The organism is Paraburkholderia sp. SSBN10T, assembly GCF_056619545.1.
In genome coordinates this window covers 72,554-87,944 of the sequence record NZ_JBWQQI010000015.1, presented here as the reverse complement: position 1 = coordinate 87,944, position 15,391 = coordinate 72,554, and the positions used below count along the sequence as shown (strand labels likewise).

14 protein-coding genes are annotated in these 15,391 nt (G+C 65.7%); 6 read left to right on the top strand and 8 right to left on the bottom strand.

Going from position 1 to position 15,391, the window contains the following annotated elements; all coding sequences use genetic code 11:
• The first annotated feature begins 5 nt into the window (after nt 1-5).
• Nucleotides 6-938 (top strand): endo alpha-1,4 polygalactosaminidase, encoded by a 933-nt coding sequence (locus AC1ECK_RS22460; protein ID WP_480322854.1) that lies wholly within the window; start codon nt 6-8, stop codon nt 936-938.
• A 71-nt stretch (nt 939-1,009) separates the two neighbouring features.
• Here the strand turns inward: AC1ECK_RS22460 and AC1ECK_RS22455 are convergent, their stop codons facing one another.
• The 4 genes from AC1ECK_RS22455 to AC1ECK_RS22440 form a co-directional block, all read right to left on the bottom strand.
• Nucleotides 1,010-1,960, bottom strand: a complete 951-nt coding sequence (locus AC1ECK_RS22455) for a hydroxymethylglutaryl-CoA lyase (RefSeq protein ID WP_480322852.1) — start codon at nt 1,958-1,960, stop codon at nt 1,010-1,012.
• A gap of 25 nt (nt 1,961-1,985) precedes the next feature.
• Nucleotides 1,986-3,176 carry a CaiB/BaiF CoA transferase family protein gene (locus tag AC1ECK_RS22450; RefSeq protein WP_480322850.1) on the bottom strand — a complete coding sequence of 397 codons (1,191 nt, stop codon included), beginning with the start codon at nt 3,174-3,176 and terminating at the stop codon, nt 1,986-1,988.
• Between the two features lie 132 nt (nt 3,177-3,308).
• Nucleotides 3,309-4,217, bottom strand: a complete 909-nt coding sequence (locus AC1ECK_RS22445) for a LysR family transcriptional regulator (protein ID WP_480322848.1) — start codon at nt 4,215-4,217, stop codon at nt 3,309-3,311.
• Between the two features lie 118 nt (nt 4,218-4,335).
• On the bottom strand, nt 4,336-4,986 hold the full coding sequence (locus tag AC1ECK_RS22440) for a LysE/ArgO family amino acid transporter (protein WP_480322846.1): 651 nt from the start codon (nt 4,984-4,986) through the stop codon (nt 4,336-4,338).
• 98 nt (nt 4,987-5,084) lie between these two features.
• Between AC1ECK_RS22440 and AC1ECK_RS22435 the strand changes: the two genes are divergently transcribed.
• Nucleotides 5,085-5,978: a LysR family transcriptional regulator ArgP gene (locus AC1ECK_RS22435; RefSeq protein WP_480322844.1), complete on the top strand. Its 894-nt coding sequence runs from the start codon at nt 5,085-5,087 to the stop codon at nt 5,976-5,978.
• A 28-nt stretch (nt 5,979-6,006) separates the two neighbouring features.
• Here the strand turns inward: AC1ECK_RS22435 and AC1ECK_RS22430 are convergent, their stop codons facing one another.
• A complete protein-coding gene (locus tag AC1ECK_RS22430; protein WP_480322842.1) occupies nt 6,007-7,251 on the bottom strand; it encodes an MFS transporter in 1,245 nt (414 codons plus the stop codon).
• On the bottom strand, nt 7,248-8,231 hold the full coding sequence (locus AC1ECK_RS22425; protein ID WP_480322840.1) for a PRC-barrel domain-containing protein: 984 nt from the start codon (nt 8,229-8,231) through the stop codon (nt 7,248-7,250). The genes AC1ECK_RS22430 and AC1ECK_RS22425 overlap by 4 nt, the downstream gene beginning before the upstream one ends.
• Nucleotides 8,232-8,842: 611 nt before the next feature.
• Between AC1ECK_RS22425 and AC1ECK_RS22420 the strand changes: the two genes are divergently transcribed.
• Complete coding sequence (locus AC1ECK_RS22420) at nt 8,843-10,225, top strand: NCS2 family permease (RefSeq protein WP_480322838.1); 1,383 nt, start codon at nt 8,843-8,845, stop codon at nt 10,223-10,225.
• 134 nt (nt 10,226-10,359) lie between these two features.
• Nucleotides 10,360-11,091 (top strand): DUF899 domain-containing protein, encoded by a 732-nt coding sequence (locus tag AC1ECK_RS22415; protein ID WP_480322836.1) that lies wholly within the window; start codon nt 10,360-10,362, stop codon nt 11,089-11,091.
• A gap of 33 nt (nt 11,092-11,124) precedes the next feature.
• On the opposite strand, the gene AC1ECK_RS22410 is transcribed toward AC1ECK_RS22415, so the two are convergent.
• The gene (locus AC1ECK_RS22410) at nt 11,125-12,000 is read right to left on the bottom strand and encodes a helix-turn-helix transcriptional regulator (protein WP_480322834.1); all 876 of its coding nucleotides are present in this window, start codon (nt 11,998-12,000) and stop codon (nt 11,125-11,127) included.
• Between the two features lie 291 nt (nt 12,001-12,291).
• On the opposite strand from AC1ECK_RS22410, the gene AC1ECK_RS22405 reads away from it, so the two are divergent.
• Nucleotides 12,292-13,110: a carbon-nitrogen hydrolase family protein gene (locus AC1ECK_RS22405; protein WP_480322832.1), complete on the top strand. Its 819-nt coding sequence runs from the start codon at nt 12,292-12,294 to the stop codon at nt 13,108-13,110.
• A gap of 274 nt (nt 13,111-13,384) precedes the next feature.
• Nucleotides 13,385-14,746 carry an APC family permease gene (locus AC1ECK_RS22400; RefSeq protein WP_480322830.1) on the top strand — a complete coding sequence of 454 codons (1,362 nt, stop codon included), beginning with the start codon at nt 13,385-13,387 and terminating at the stop codon, nt 14,744-14,746.
• Between the two features lie 101 nt (nt 14,747-14,847).
• Here AC1ECK_RS22400 and AC1ECK_RS22395 read toward each other — a convergent pair whose 3' ends face one another.
• Complete coding sequence (locus AC1ECK_RS22395) at nt 14,848-15,030, bottom strand: hypothetical protein (RefSeq protein ID WP_480322828.1); 183 nt, start codon at nt 15,028-15,030, stop codon at nt 14,848-14,850.
• Nucleotides 15,031-15,391 lie beyond the last annotated feature (361 nt).

Sequence of the window (15,391 nt, the reverse complement as noted above, 5' to 3'; positions counted from 1 at the left end):
TGCGAATGTTCATGATGCGCACGCTGTGCCGCTTCGCCGCCTGGGTGGCCTGCCTCGGCACGGCCACGGGTCTCGCGCCGTTCGCCCAGGCGCAGACAGGCGCCGACGCGGCCAGCAACGCCGCGCGGACGGCCGCTGCTCCTGTGCCGCCTTCGGTGGCGTTCTTCTACGGCGAACAGGTGCCGGTTCAAGCACTGTCCGCCTTCGATGCGGTGGTGGTCGAACCGGATAGCGGCTTCGATCCTGCGGCGCAACAGGGCGGGCACACGGCCTGGTTCGCGTATGTCAGCGTCGGTGAAGTGACGCCGCAGCGGCAGTATTACGCCGCGCTGCCGAAGGAGTGGCTCATCGGCCACAACGCCGCATGGGCGTCGAAGGTGGTCGATCAGGACGCTCCCGGCTGGCCGGCGTTTTACGTCAAGCAGGTGATCGCACCGCTGTGGCGTAAAGGCTATCGCGGCTTCTTTCTCGACACGCTCGATTCGTACCAGTTGATCGCCAAAACCGATGCGGCGCGGCAGCGCCAGCAGGCGGGACTGGTCGAGGTGATTCGCGCGATCAAGGCGCGTTATCCGCGGGCGTCGCTGATGTTCAACCGCGGCTTCGAAATCCTGCCGCAGGTGCACGATCTGGTGTATGCGGTCGCTTTCGAATCGCTCTATAGCGGCTGGGACCAGGGCAAGCAACGCTATACCCAGGTGCCGCCGGCCGATCGTAGCTGGCTGCTCGGGCAGGCGAAGATCATCCGCGAACAGTACGCGTTGCCGGTCATCGCGATCGACTACTGCGCCCCCGGCGATGAGCAATGCGCGCGCGGGACCGCGCAGAAGATCTGCAAGGACGGCCTCGTGCCGTATGTGGCGGACGGGGCGCTGCAGACGGTTGGAACAGGGCGCGCGGGAATCTGTGCGGATGAGTCCGGCGGCGTGCAGCCTTGAGGAAAGGCCGCACGTGTTCTCGCAGGTGTCGCTAGCGGGCGCCGGACGGCCCGGGCTGCCGCAGCCGAGGTTCAGGCAACGGACGGGCGCTGTTCTGCAAGCTCAGGGATGGGATGCAAGTCGAGTCGCCGGCCGGCCTTGAGCAACTGGCTCGGCACGTCGTGGCCGATCAGGCGAGGCAGATGCGCTGCGGCTTCCAGTGCCCGGCCCAGATCGACGCCGGTGTCGTAGCCGTTCAACTCCAGCATGTGCACGAGTTCTTCCGTGCAGACGTTACCGGTCGCACCCGGCGCGTACGGGCAGCCGCCAAGGCCGCCGAGCGATGCGTCGAAGCGGTCGATTCCAGCCTCCAGTGCAGCCAGCGTATTAGCGAGCGCCATGCCGCGCGTGTTGTGAAAGTGCAGCGTGGTTTCGAGTTGCGGGAAGTCGTGACGGGTGCGTTGCGCCAGTTGCCGGACCTGATTGGGATACGCCATGCCGGTCGTGTCGCACAGCGTCACGCCGCGCACCCCGAGGTCGGCGAAGCGCGCTACCCAGCCGAGCACCTCGTCTTCTGCGATATCGCCCTGCATCGGACAACCGAACGCGGTCGACAGCGATACGTTAACGGCCACGTGTGTCTTGCTAACCACCTCGATCACATCGCGCAGTTGTGCGAACGATTCCTCGCGGCTCATGCGCAGGTTGGCGCGATTATGGCTTTCGCTCACCGACATGACAAGATTCACTTCGTCGACGTTGCACGACAGCGCGCGCTCGGTGCCGCGCACGTTCGGCACCAGCACGGTGTAGATCACGCCCGGACGGCGCGTGATGCGCTGCATCACGCTTTCCGCATCGCGCAGCGCCGGAATGGCGCGCGGCGAGGTGAACGAGGTGACTTCGATCTTGGCGAAGCCGCACTCGGAGAGGCGGTCGATCAAGGCGATCTTGTCGTCGGTTTCGACAAAACGGGCTTCGTTCTGGAAGCCGTCGCGGGTGGCGACTTCCTGGATGTAAAGGCGTGGGCGGCTCGCGCTCATGCTGGGTCTCCGTGCAGGTGGTTCGTCAGATCACGCGGCGCTCGCGCAAGGCGGCGCGCTGGGCTGCGTCGAGGCCGAGCGAGGCGAGCACTTCATCGGTGTGTTCGCCGAGCACCGGGGCGCGCGAGCGGATGGTGCCGGGTGTGGCGTCGAGCTTCGGCAGCACGCCCGGCAGTTGCACCGGCGTGCCGTCGGCGAGCGTGCTGTCGACGATCATGTCGCGGGCGCGGTAGTGCGGATCGGCGGCGATATCGGCGATGTCGTAGATCTTGCCGGCCGGAATGCGCGCTTCGTTGAGACGCGCCAGCACGTCGTCGAGCGGGCGTTGCGCGGTCCATGCGCCGATCGCGGCATCGAGCCGCTGGACCTGCGCCACCCGGCCGTCGTTTTGCGCAAGCTGCGGATCGGCCGCGAGGTCGGGGCGCTCGATCACTTCCATCAAGCGGCGGAAGATGCTGTCGCCGTTGCCGGCGATCAGCGCGTATTTGCCGTCCCGGCAGCGGTACGCGTTGGAAGGGGCGATGCCCGGCAGGCTGCTGCCCGCCGCCTGCCGCACCGCGCCGAACACCGAGTACTCGGGCAGCAGGCTCTCCATCATGTTGAAGACCGATTCGTACAGCGCGACATCGACCATCTGGCCCGCGCCGCCTTGCTGGTCGCGATGGCGCAGCGCGAGCAGGATGCCGATCACGCCATGCAGCGCGGCCAGCGAATCGCCGATCGAGATGCCGACGCGCACCGGCGTGCGGCCCGCTTCGCCGCTCAGATGACGCAACCCGCCCATGGCTTCGCCGATCACGCCGAAGCCGGGCAGATCGCGGTACGGCCCGCTCTGGCCGTAGCCGGAGACGCGCAGCATCACGAGCCTCGGATTCAGTTCATGCAGGGTGTCCCAGCCGAGGCCCCAGCCTTCGAGGGCGCCGGGACGGAAGTTTTCGATTACGACATCGGCCTCGGCGGCGAGGCGCCGCGCGATGGCCTGGCCTTCGGGGTCGCGCAGATCGAGCGTCACCGAGCGCTTGTTGCGCGACTGCGCGGCCCACCAGACCGAGGTGCCGTCGTGCAGCATGCGCCACTTGCGCAGCGGATCGCCGGTGCCGGGCGGTTCGATCTTGATGACATCGGCTCCGAACTCGGCCAGCATGCGGCTCGCAAACGGGCCGGCAATCAGTTGTCCGAGTTCGAGGACGCGGATTCCGTCGAGCGGTCCAGCCATGCTTCGTCTCCATCCAGTGTGTGGCATTGACGAGGATGGTGCGCGCGAACGGCGGCGCTGGGAATGTCGGAATGGTCACGGACCCTTTCCGCGGGGGAAAGGCCGGGGCGGCGTGGCGTGGTCGCGGTGTGGTTATTGCGCGCCCGGCGCGCCCGTCATGAACTCGAACAGCCTGACGGCTTCCGGCGTCAGCGCGTCGCTCTGTTTGGCCGCGATCCACAGCGTGCGTTCGGCCCAGGAGTCGCTCAATTGCACCGCGCGCAGGCCGGCCGCGAGGACTTCCGGCCGCACGGCCGCCGCGGGCAGGATGCCGATGCCCAAGCCCGCTTCGATCATCCGGCAGATGCCGTCGAAACTGCTCACCTGAATCCGCAGCCGCAACGGACGTTCGGCGGCGAGCGCGGCGTCCATCAGGCGCAGCAGCAGCGAACTGCCGCTGTTCAGGCCGACGTAGTCGTAGTCGAGCGTCTCGGCGAAGGCGATCTGCGCGAGGCCCGCCAGGGCGTGGCCCGCGGGCACCAGCAGAATCAGCCGGTCGCGCCGGTACAGGTGTTTGTCGACGAACGGCGCGGGCACGTTGTCGGCGAACACGCCGAGGTCGGTGCGGCCTGCACCCAGGGCTTCGATGACTTCGCTGCTCAGGCGCTCTTCGAGCGTGATCCTGACGCTCGGGTTGGCGGCGAGAAAGCGCTGCAGGTCGGTGGGCAGGAACTGCACGACTGCCGAGGTGTTGGCCCAGACCCGCACATGGCCGCGTACGCCGACCGCAAAGTCGCTCATCTCGCTGGCCATCCGGTTGACCTGGTCGAGCACCTGCAGCGCGTGGTTCAACAAGCCGTGGCCGGCGGGCGTCAGTTCGACGCCACGCGGATGGCGCACGAGCAGGGCGCAGTCGGTGGCGCGTTCAAGGTCGGCGATGCGTTTGCTGATTGCCGAGAGCGTCATGTGGCAGCGCTCGGCGGCGCGCGTCAGGCTGCCGGTTTCGGCAACCGCCAGAAAGACGCGCAGAGAATGCAGATCGAAGTGCGTCGGGTTGACCATGAGGGCGGCAGTCTGCGAAAACGGGACGGAAGCCCGATTCTACGGCTTACCGTCCCGTTTGTTGTGCCGCCGGGTTTGCCACCCGAGGCGCTGCCTGCCGGACTGCTGAATGCCACATCTAACGCAACTGCGTGACGGCAAGCAGCAGGATCATGCTGCCGATCGCGCCATCCAGCACGCGCCAGGCCATGGCACGGCGAAACAGCGGCGCGAGCGCGCGGGCGCCATAACCGAGGCCGACGAACCAGACCGCGCTCACCGCCATGGCGCCGAGTGCGAAGGCGACCCGGCCGCCGGCTGCCTCGCGGGCGCCGGCCGTGCCGATCAGCAAAAACGTGTCGAGATAGACGTGCGGGTTGAGCCAGGTGAAGGCGAGCGTCATCAGGACGATCGGCATGGCGCGTGGCGCCGACGGCGCGGCTGCCGGAGCGGCGCTCGCCGCGGCCGGCTGGCCAGGCGCTTCGACCTCCATCACGGCGTGGCCGGGCCGCACCGCGCGGCGCAGCGCGCTGATGCCGAACCACGCGAGGTAGGCGAGGCCCACGTACAGCATGGCATGCACGAACACCGGATAGCGTTCGACCAGCACCGAAGCGCCGCCGACGCCCGCGCCGATCAGGATGAAGTCCGACAGCGTGCACAGCAGCACGATCTTGCCGACGTGCGAGCGCATGATGCCCTGCCGCAGCACGAAGGCATTCTGCGCCCCGATGGTGACGATCAGCGACGCGCACAGCGCCGCTCCGTGGGAAAACGCGAGCCAATCCATAAGCGATCCAGTAGACGGGTGAGACGAATTGGCGCTAGTCTGCGGTCTTGCGTCTCATAAGAGAAGCTAATTCAGTTAATGCCGATTAAGGAACGCTAATGCTCGACTATGCCTTGCTCGATGCGCTGGCCGCGGTGGTGCGCCACGGTTCGTTCGACCGCGCGGCGAGCGAACTGAATGTGACGCCCTCGGCGGTGTCGCAGCGCGTGAAACTGCTGGAGGAGCGGGTGGGCAGCGTACTGGTCAAGCGCGGCCAGCCCTGTGTGGCGACCACCTCCGGCGCGCTGCTGTGCCGGCATACCGAGCGCGTGCAATTGCTCGAATCCGAACTGACGGGGCGCTTGCCGGCGATGCCCGGTGCGCTGGTCGAAGCGTGGCCGACCTTGCGGGTCGCGGTCAACGACGATAGCGTCGGCACGTGGTTCATCGACGCGGTCGCGGGCTTCTGTGTGGAGCGCGAGATGCTGCTCGATCTGGTGATCGACGATCAGGACCACACGGCGCAGCGGATTCGCGACGGCAGCGTGCAAGGCGCGGTCACGACGCAGGCCGAGCCGGTGCAAGGCTGCCGCTCGGTGCGCCTCGGCCGGATGCGTTATCTGGCGGTCTGCGCGCCGGATTTTTACGGGCGTTACTTCGCCGGCGGCGTCACGCGCGAGTCGTTGCGGCGCACGCCGTGCATCGACTTCAATCCGAAGGACCAGTTGCAAAAGCGCTTCATGCGCCGGATTACGCGAGCCGAGGTCGATCCGCCGCAGCACTGGATTCCGCATGTCGCGGGTTTCCTGCGAGCCTGCGCGACGGGGATGGGGTGGGGCCTGTGTCCGGAACGGATGATCGCGGCGCACCTGGCGAGCGGCGAACTGGTGGATATGGCGCCGGGCAAGCCGATCGACGTGGATCTGTACTGGCAGAGTTGGCGCCTGTCGATTGGCTGGCTGGACGACTTCGGCACGATGTTGCGCAAGCGGGCGGCGGAGTTTCTGGATTGAGGCGCCCCGCAGCGCCTCCGCACATCGGCTACCGCGCCTCCGGCACACCCTCCGCTTGCGGCACGGTCTCGGTCTCGCGTGTCTCGGGCATCGCCGCCCACACGAGCAGCACGGCCAGCGCGCCGGCCGCCGCGAGGCCGAAGAAGCTGACCGTATTGCCGAAGCGATCGGCAATGAAGCCCGCCGCCGCCGTGCTCAAGGTCGCGCCGATACCGGCCGCGAGGCCGAACAGGCCGATACACAGGTTGTAGCGGCCCTTGCCGCCGGCCACGTCCGCGGCGATCAGCGGCAGCATCACGCCGAACACCGCCGCGCTCAGGCCGTCGAGCATCTGCACCGGCACCAGCAGGTAAGGGCTGCTCACGCCGGCGAACAGCAAGGCGCGGATCGGCAGCGCGGAGAAGCCGAACAGCAGGATCGGCCGGCGTCCCCAGCGTTGCGCCGAGCGGCCCACCCACGGCGACATCATCGCGACGATCGCTTGCGGCACGATGATGCAGGCGGCAATCACGAGCTGCACGTTATCGCCCATGCCGGCGGTCACTTCACCGGCGGCGAGGTTGAGCATCGCCGCATTGGAGAGGTGGAACAGCACGATACAGGCGGCGAAGACCAGCATGCGCTTGTCGCGCAGCAGCTCGCGCAGGCTCTCGCGCCGTTCTCCCGCGTCCGGTTCGGGGGCCGCCTGGGGCAACGGGTTCACGGTGCCGGTGTGCTGCACCATGCTGAGCGCGATCAGCGCCGGCATGGCGAGCGCGGCCGTCAGCCAGAACACGGCGCGCGACGAGAAGTACTCGCCGAACAGGCCCATCAGTCCGGCTGCGACCGCACTGCCGATCGAGGCCCAGCGCGCGTTGCGGCCGAGCCGGTCGCCGAGGTTCTGGCGCCCGACTAGCGCGAACGAGATCGCCGCCATGGCCGGCACCAGCATGCAACTGGCGAAGCCGTGGAAGACTTCCGCGGCGATCACGGGCAGCACGGTCGGGCTGCTGGCGAGCAGCACCGCGGAGAGGATGATCGCGAAGATCGCCCACGCGGCGGCGCCTTTCTTGTTGCGCATCGCATCGACGGCCGCGCCGGCCGGCACCTGGCTCACCATCGCGCTGATCGTGCCGACCGACAGCGCCATGCCGATCTCGCCCTGGGTCCACTTGTGCGAGGCCAGGTAGGACGCAATGAACGGACCGAAGCCGGTTTGCACGTTGGCGACGAAGAAGTTCATCCAGTCCAGCGCGCGCAGGCTTCTCGCGGTAACCATCTGGCGGCCTGTCATCGGGCCGCCCGTGCGGTCGAAGCCGCCGCTGTGGATGCCGGGGCGGCCGGCGGCGCGGGCGGTGCCGGCGGCGCCGGCGAGACGGCGCGAATCGGCTGTCCGGACGCGTACGGCGGCGACGCGGCGATCGCCGCATCGCTCAAGTCCATCAGCGGATAGAGCGCCTTGTCGCGGGTCGCGAAACGCAGCGCCGACCAGTTGGCGGCAATCGTGCGGCGCTCGGTGCTGACCATGCCGCTGACGTCGAGCACGACCGCCTGCGGCTGCGCATTGCCGTCGATCAGCACGTCGACCACGCGGCCGACTTTCGCGCCGTTAGGCCGTTCGACGGTGGCGTCGAGCAACGGCAGGCGCGTGGCGGTCGCGACGCCTGCGGCGGCCGCAGCGGCCTTGGCGCGATCGGGCGGGGGCGCCTGGCCCGGTGCGAGTTTCAGCGTGATCGGCGCGCTCTTCGCGCTCGGCGTGAAGCGGAAGGCGCTCCACGGGAAATTGACCTTGCGGTCGCCGACCCCGAGGAAGCCCTGCAGGTTGACGATCATTTCGATCGGCCTGCCGCTCGCGTCGGTCACCATGTCGACGGCGCGTCCCACGACCTTGCCATCGGACTTCTGCACTTCGCTGTCGAGCAGTCCGTGCGCCTGGTCGCGGTCGATCAGCCGCGTCACGATCAGCGGTGCAGGGGCGGGCGGCGGCGGCGCGGGCGTCGCCACCGGCGGCGGAGGCGTTTCCTTTTTCGGCGGCGGCGCAACGGGGCGTTTGGGCTTCGCCGGCGTTTCGGGTTTGCTCGCTTCCGTTTGCACCGTCGTCTCAGGCGGGCTGGCTACGAGCGTGGAGCTGGCGGATTCGACGAACTCCGGCACGGCCTCGGTGATCGGCGCCTGCTGCGGTCCGCGCAACAGGCTGCAACCCGGCAGGGCAATCGCCACGAGCACGAGAAGGATCGGATAACGGAAAGCTGGACGTGGAAAACCGCCACTCATCAAGAAGGACTCCATGGGCGAGAGCGCACGGTGCGAGGGATGGGCCGCACCGGCCGCTGCTGCAATTGAAACGGCGTTTGCGTCAGAGTTTAACCCGCAGCGCGGGGCGCCCCGGCTCGGGGCCGCATGAAAGTAAAGCGCAGGCGTCGTCCGCGAGGTGTTCGCGAGGCAATAGCCGAGGCATGGGAAAACGACAGGACAGACGACACGCATGCGACAGGCGCATGACAGGCCGTAGGTGTAAACACGCGGGCCGAACCCGCATGCCGCCGTGCCTTAAACGATATAAGCATCGTGACATGACCGGCATGCCATTCATGCGATAGGAGACATATTTGTATTCGCCTACATTTCGGGACAGCAAATGACGAACGGTGCTAACGCGGTTTTCAGCCCGGGGTTTCGATCCGGGGGCCGGCCCGATATGCAGGTGCCCGATTGTAAGGGATGTCGGGAATCTTCGGACGAAATCAGCCGGCCTGAGACACAGACTGGCGGTTTCGGCGAACGTTCAAAGCTTGCCCCACCACATTAGACAAACGCAACGAGACGAACCTGATGACAGCCGGTGCCCCGGCTGTTTCAGCATGCTGATAAAGGAGGCACTCATCATGATGGAACCCCACGCCCAGCCGATTTCCGAAGTCGGCGTCGACACCTTCGACTCCAAGGGCTTTCTCGACCGCTACTTTGAAATCTCCTCGCGCGGCAGCTCGCAGCGTCAGGAGATCATTGCCGGCGTCACCACGTTTCTGGCGATGGTCTATTCCGTCTTCGTCGTGCCGGGCATGTTCGGCAAGGCGGGGTTCGACACCAGCGCCGTGTTCGTGGCCGTCTGCCTGACCACCGCCTTCGGCTCGCTCCTGATGGGCATCTGGGCCAGGCTGCCGATCGCGATCGGCTGCGCGATCTCGCTGACCGCGTTCACGGCTTTCGGTCTCGTGCTCGGCAAGGGCCTGCATCCGAGCGTCGCACTCGGCGCCGTGTTCCTGATGGGCATCGTCTTCACCGGCATTTCGGTGACGGGGGTGCGCTCGTGGATTCTGCGCAACCTGCCGAGCGGCGTCGCGCACGGCACGGGGATCGGCATTGGCCTGTTCCTGCTGCTGATCGCGGCCAACGACGTGGGCCTCGTGGTGAAGAATCCGGGCGCCGGCCTGCCGGTTTCGCTCGGTCATATCACCGCGCTGCCGGCGCTGATGTCGGTGGCGGGGCTGGCGGCAATTTTCGGCCTGGTGCGCCGCCGCGTGCCCGGTTCGATCCTGATCGTGATCGTCGCGATCTCGGCGCTCGGCCTGCTGATCGATCCGGCTGTGACGTACCACGGCGTGTTCGCGCTGCCGTCGCTGAGCGCGCCGGGCCATGCATCGCTGATCGGCGCGATGGACATCAAGGGTGCGCTCTCGCTGGCGGTGCTGCCTAGCGTGCTGGCGCTGGTGATGACGGCCGTGTTCGACGCCACCGGTACGATCCGCGCGGTCGCCGGGCAGGCCGGGCAACTGGACGCCAACGGCCGCATCATCAACGGCGGCCGGGCGCTGACGGCGGACTCGCTGAGCTCGATTTTCTCGGGCTTTCTCGGCGGCGCGCCGGCGGCTGCGTATATCGAATCGACGGTCGGCGTTGCTGCAGGTGCGAAAACGGGGATGGCGGCGGCAGTGGTCGGCCTGCTGTTCCTCGTGGTGATGTTCTTCTCGCCGCTCGCCGGTCTGGTGCCTTCGTATGCGACGGCGCCGGCGCTGATGTACGTCGGCCTGCTGATGCTCTCGAGCGTGAGCAAGCTCGATATGGACGATATGGTCGACGCGATGTCGGGGCTGGTGTGCGCGGTGTTTATCGTGCTGACCGCCAACATCGTGACCGGCATCATGCTGGGCTTCAGCACGCTGGTGATCGGCCGTGTCGTGAGCGGCGAGTATCGCAAGCTGAACGTCGGGACAGTGGCGATTGCGCTCGTGCTGGCGGCGTTCTATCTCGGCGGCTGGGCGATCTGATTTTTTCGCCTCTGCATCGTTGCCCCTCGTATCGTGTTCTTGACATCCGTCCTTGCCCGGCTAAACATCGTAAGTGAATGCAGGACGCTGGGTTTGAACGCTATTTCGTCCGACCACCGAGGAAGGAGATGCAGATGGAACCGCATAGCACTGTTTCAAGAGAAGAATGGCTGGTCGCGCGGCGCGCGTTGCTGGCCGAGGAAAAGGCCTTCACACACGCCCGCGACGAACTCAATCGCAAGCGTCTGGCGCTACCGTGGGTCAAGCTCGACAAGACCTATACGTTCGACACGCCGCAAGGCCGCAAGACGCTCGCCGAGTTGTTCGACGGGCGCAGCCAGTTGATCGTCTATCACTTCATGCTGGGCCCGGACTGGAAGGAGGGTTGTCCGGGGTGCTCGTTCCTGTCGGACAGCGTAGATGGCCTGCTGCCGCATCTTGAGCACCACGATGTCTCGTACATGGCGGTGTCGCGTGCGCCGCTCGAAAAGATCGAGGCGTTCAAAAAGCGCATGGGCTGGCGGTTCCGTTGGGTCTCGTCGCATGGCAGCGATTTCAATTTCGACTACCACGTGTCGTTCACGCCGGAAGAAATTGCCAGAGGCAAGGGCTTCTACAACTTCGAGGAGCAGGACATCTCCGGCGACGAAGCACCCGGCCACAGCGTGTTTTACCGGAACGAAGCCGGCGAGATCTTCCATACCTATTCCAGCTATGCGCGCGGCGGCGAGCCGTTTATCGGTACCTATACGCATCTGGACATCGCGCCGAAGGGTCGTAATGAAGTGAAGAATCTCGGCGATTGGGTCAAGCATCACGACCGCTATGAAGACGCGCCGAGTGGTTGTCCGGCGTGCGGCTCTTGAGGAGAGACCCCGTAGCGCTACCACCCGGTAACGCTACGGTTCCCGATTCCCAGCCTCGTAAAACAACGCAAACAGCTCGGACTGCGAATTAATGTTGAGCTTTGTATAGATGTGCTTCTTGTGGGCGCGCACGGTCTCGAACGAGATGGACAGCTTCTCGGCAATCGCCCGTGTCGAGAAGCCGCTGAGCGTCTGCATGGCGACTTCCACTTCACGCGTCGTGAGCGGGGCACGGCCGCCGGTCTGGGCCACTTGCGCAAAGCGTGCCGCATAAGTCGGGGTTTCGTTAGCCTCTAGTGCGGGACTGCCGCCGGACTCGGTCACGGAACCCGGCTCATTCACATCACTCGCCTTGGCGGAGCCCGCCGCCGGGGCCAGGCCGAACGTCTCATGCGGCAAACGCTGCCGCATCAACGCAAGCACCCACGGCGCGCACAGCGCGAGCACAGCGAGATCGCGTTCGCCATAGCGATGTGTCGCGCCGAGCGAAAACGCCAGCGTATGGCGCGCATCGATCCTGTAGTTGAAGTGCACCTCGTCGCCGACGATGTTCTTCCTGAAATAGCGCTGATAGTAGGAGGTCATCGTGAAGTTGTCCGGCGCGACGTCGGCCAGCGTGACGAAGCCCGATGCCGGTCGCTCGCAGGCGTCGATGTAAAACGGATCGAGCTGATACAGCGCTTCGAGATAGTCCTGGAACATCACATCGACGGCGCCGTCGGGCGTGGGCGATTCGGCGCACACGAGCGGCGCTTCGGCCGGCGCGAAACGCAGCGCCACCCAGTTGTCGAAGGCAACGTAGCGTTCGAGCGCTCGTGTGAGACGCGTCCAGAATTGCGTGCTGTCGAGCGCTTCGATGACGGCGCCTATTTCGCGGTGAAAGGCGAGGTCGCGCCAATCGAGTTCCATGCGTGCTCCGTTGAGGGTAACCCAGCCGGGTGATTCCCTGAGAAATATGTCTGGTGATAATAGCCCCAAGCGCGACGCCCGCGGCCTGAAATTGAAAGCCCGCGCATGCGGAGCAGGGTGGCAGGAACATCAGGCATCTTGCATGGGGCTGGAGCGCTAACTCCGGTCGATATACACATTGCATGGGACTGGAGTAAGCGCTGAAGCGCTAACTCCAGTCGACCGCAGCCGAGCTGCATGGGATCAGAGTAAGCGCTAAAGCGCTAACTCTGATCGACATAGGAGACAGATATGCAACTTGAACTGGCGCAGATCCCGATCGTGGATGGCGCGACCGATACCAATGTGCAACGCGTGCTGGAAGTCATCGGCAAGCGTGCGCCCGGCACCGATCTGATCGTGTTTCCCGAAACCACGTTGTCGGGCTTCCCGACCCGTGACACGGTCGCCGACGTGGCCCAGCCGCTCGACGGCGCCGCCTTGACCCGCGTGCGTAACGCCGCTCGCGAAGCGGGCGTGGCGCTCGCGCTGGGTCTCGCCGAACGCGACGGCAAGCGCTTCTACAACACCACGGTGCTGATCGACGCGCAAGGCGAACTGGCGCTGCGTTATCGCAAGACGCATCTGTGGGCATCCGACGTCGGCGTGTTCGAACCGGGCGACCGCTACGAAGTGTGCAGCTTCAAAGGCATGATCGTCGGCCTGCTGATCTGTTACGACATCGAATTCCCCGAAACCGCGCGTGCGCTCGCCTCGCTCGGCGCCGATCTGCTGATCGTCACCAACGGCAACATGGATCCGTTCGGCCCGGTGCATCGCCGCGCCATCGTCGCGCGCGCCATGGAAAACCAGATGTTCGCGGCGCTCGTCAACCGCACCGGGACGGGCGACGACAACCTGACCTTCCCCGGCGAATCGGCCCTGATCGATCCGTTCGGCGAGGTCGTATGCGAAGCGGGTAGAGGTGAGACCGTGCTGCAGGCCTCGCTCGATGCGGCGCGGCTGGAAGGCGCGCGCGAACACTATCGCTATCTGCACGATGCGCGCATCGCGCTCGATCTCAAGACGCTCGACGACCAGAACGGCCAGCGTGCCCGCCTGATCCGGTAGCGCGCAGTCGCGAAACCCAGCGTGGCTCAAGCGGGTTTCGTCACACCATAAGTTGCCACACCGAACCTGTTTCACCAACCGGGTGATGCGGCTCGTCCGTATCACGCCCAACCACTCGCAGCACCGCCCGTTCGTCTGGCCAGGCTGGCCGGCGAGTTTCGTAACAAGTTGCATGGGACCGGACTAAGCGCTGAAGCGCCAACTCCGGCCGACAGCTTTGCATGGGACGAGAGTAAGCGCTAAAGCGCCAACTCTCATCGACAGGAGACATTGCATGACGACGTCATCGCCCGCCGAACGCGCGGGCACGCAAACTACGCACCTCAAGCGCACGCTTGGCTTGCCCTCGGTGTTGCTGTTCGGCCTCGCCTACATGGCGCCGCTGATCGTCTACGGCACCTACGGCGTGCTCGCTGGCGCGAGCGACGATACCGCCGCGCTCGCTTATCTGATTGCCTTGATCGCCATCGTGTTTACCGCGTTGAGCTACGGCAAGCTCGCGCGGCTCTTCCCGGTCGCCGGTTCCGCTTATACCTATACGCGCAAGACGTTCAGCGCGCATCTGGGCTTCATGATCGGCTGGGCGACGCTGCTCGATTACTTCTTCCTGCCAATGGTGATCTGGCTGATCGGTGCGGCTTATCTGGGCGCGGCGTTTCCGCATGTGCCGAACTGGCTGTGGATTGTTGCCTTCATCGTGCTGACGAGCGCGCTGAACATTCTCGGCATCGAACTGGCGAATCGCTTCAACATCGTGCTGATGGTCGTGCAACTGGCGATCGTGGCGCTGTTCGTGGTGCTGTGCTGCCACTACGTGAGCGCGGCGATGGGACCGGGCGGCCTGATTTCCGCCGAGCCGTTCTTCAAGCCGCACGTGCCGTTCTCGGCGACCATGGCGGGCGCCGCGATTGCCGCGTATTCGTATCTCGGCTTCGACGCCGTCTCGACGCTGACCGAAGAAACCATCGAGCCGGAGAAGACCATGCCGCGCGCGATCGTGCTGATCGCGCTGATCGGTGGGGCGATCTTTGTGGTTGCCGCTTATACGGTGCAGCTTGCCCATCCGGGCGCGGTGTTCAAGGACCCGGATTCCGCTGCCTTCGAAGTGGCGCGCAAGGTAGGTGGGGATATCTTCGTGACGGTGTTTCTGGCGGGCCTGATCCTCGCGCAGTTCGCCTCGGGAATCTCGGCGCAGGCGAGCGTCGGACGCTTGCTGTATGCGATGGGCCGCGACGAAGTGCTGCCGAGGCGGATCTTCGGCTTTGTGCATCCGAAGTTCAAGACGCCGGCTATCAACATCGCGATCGCCGGGGCGGTGGGGCTGATCGCATTGAAGCTCGACGTGGCGACCTCCACCTCGTTCATCAACTTCGGCGCGTTTCTTGCCTTCACCGCGGTCAATCTGTGCGTGGTGCGGCAGTACTTCCTTGCGCGAGGTCGCGCGCAAGCCATGGGCGTGCTCGGTGGCCTGCTGTTCCCGCTGTTGGGGGCGATTGCCGATCTGTGGCTGCTGGTGAGCCTGGAGAAGACGGCGCTGGTGCTGGGCGCGATCTGGTTCGTGCTGGGGCTCGCGTATCTGGCCTGGCTCACGCGGGGCTTCCGCCGTGCGCCGCCGGAGGTGGCAGCGGTGTTGTAAGCGGGTGAGGCGCCCGGCATGCGACGACATGCCGAAGGTGCCGGCGGCGCTGCTTCGCTCGGGAGGCGCGCTGCCGCGTTTGCTGCCGTTTTCTACCGTTTCTACAGGGCCATTTCGAACGCAGGCCTGAGGAACATCTCGATCGCCATGACGATCAGTCCCATCGCCCCTGCGGCGAGCGTCAGCGTGCCGTATTCGTCGTAGCGCGAATCATAGAGGCACGCCACGACGAACAGGATCGCGAGGAAGTTGGTCAGCCAATCGAAGTTTAGCGCGAGGTTCATCGAGGAATCCGGGCCCAGGGGGCGACTCGCCTGGTCGAAGTGCCCCATTGATTTGGGCGCGATTCTAGCGGCTTGAGCTTACGGATTCGCAACATTTCCGCTTACACGGATTACGCCCTGGAGGGCGCCCCCTCGGGGCGCCCGGAAGAAGTGCCCTTGGGGGCGCCCTGCTGGATCTCTCCTGGGCGCCTGGAAGAAGTGCCCTTGGGGGGCGCCCTGCTGGACTTCTCCTCGACGCCCGGAAGAAGTCCTCTTGGGCGTTACCGGACCAGGGCCACACAGCCGCAAAACCAACCATCAGCGGGCCCATGTTGCGGCGCCGGACTACTCGGCCGGCCGGGTTGGCATGGAGCAGCACATC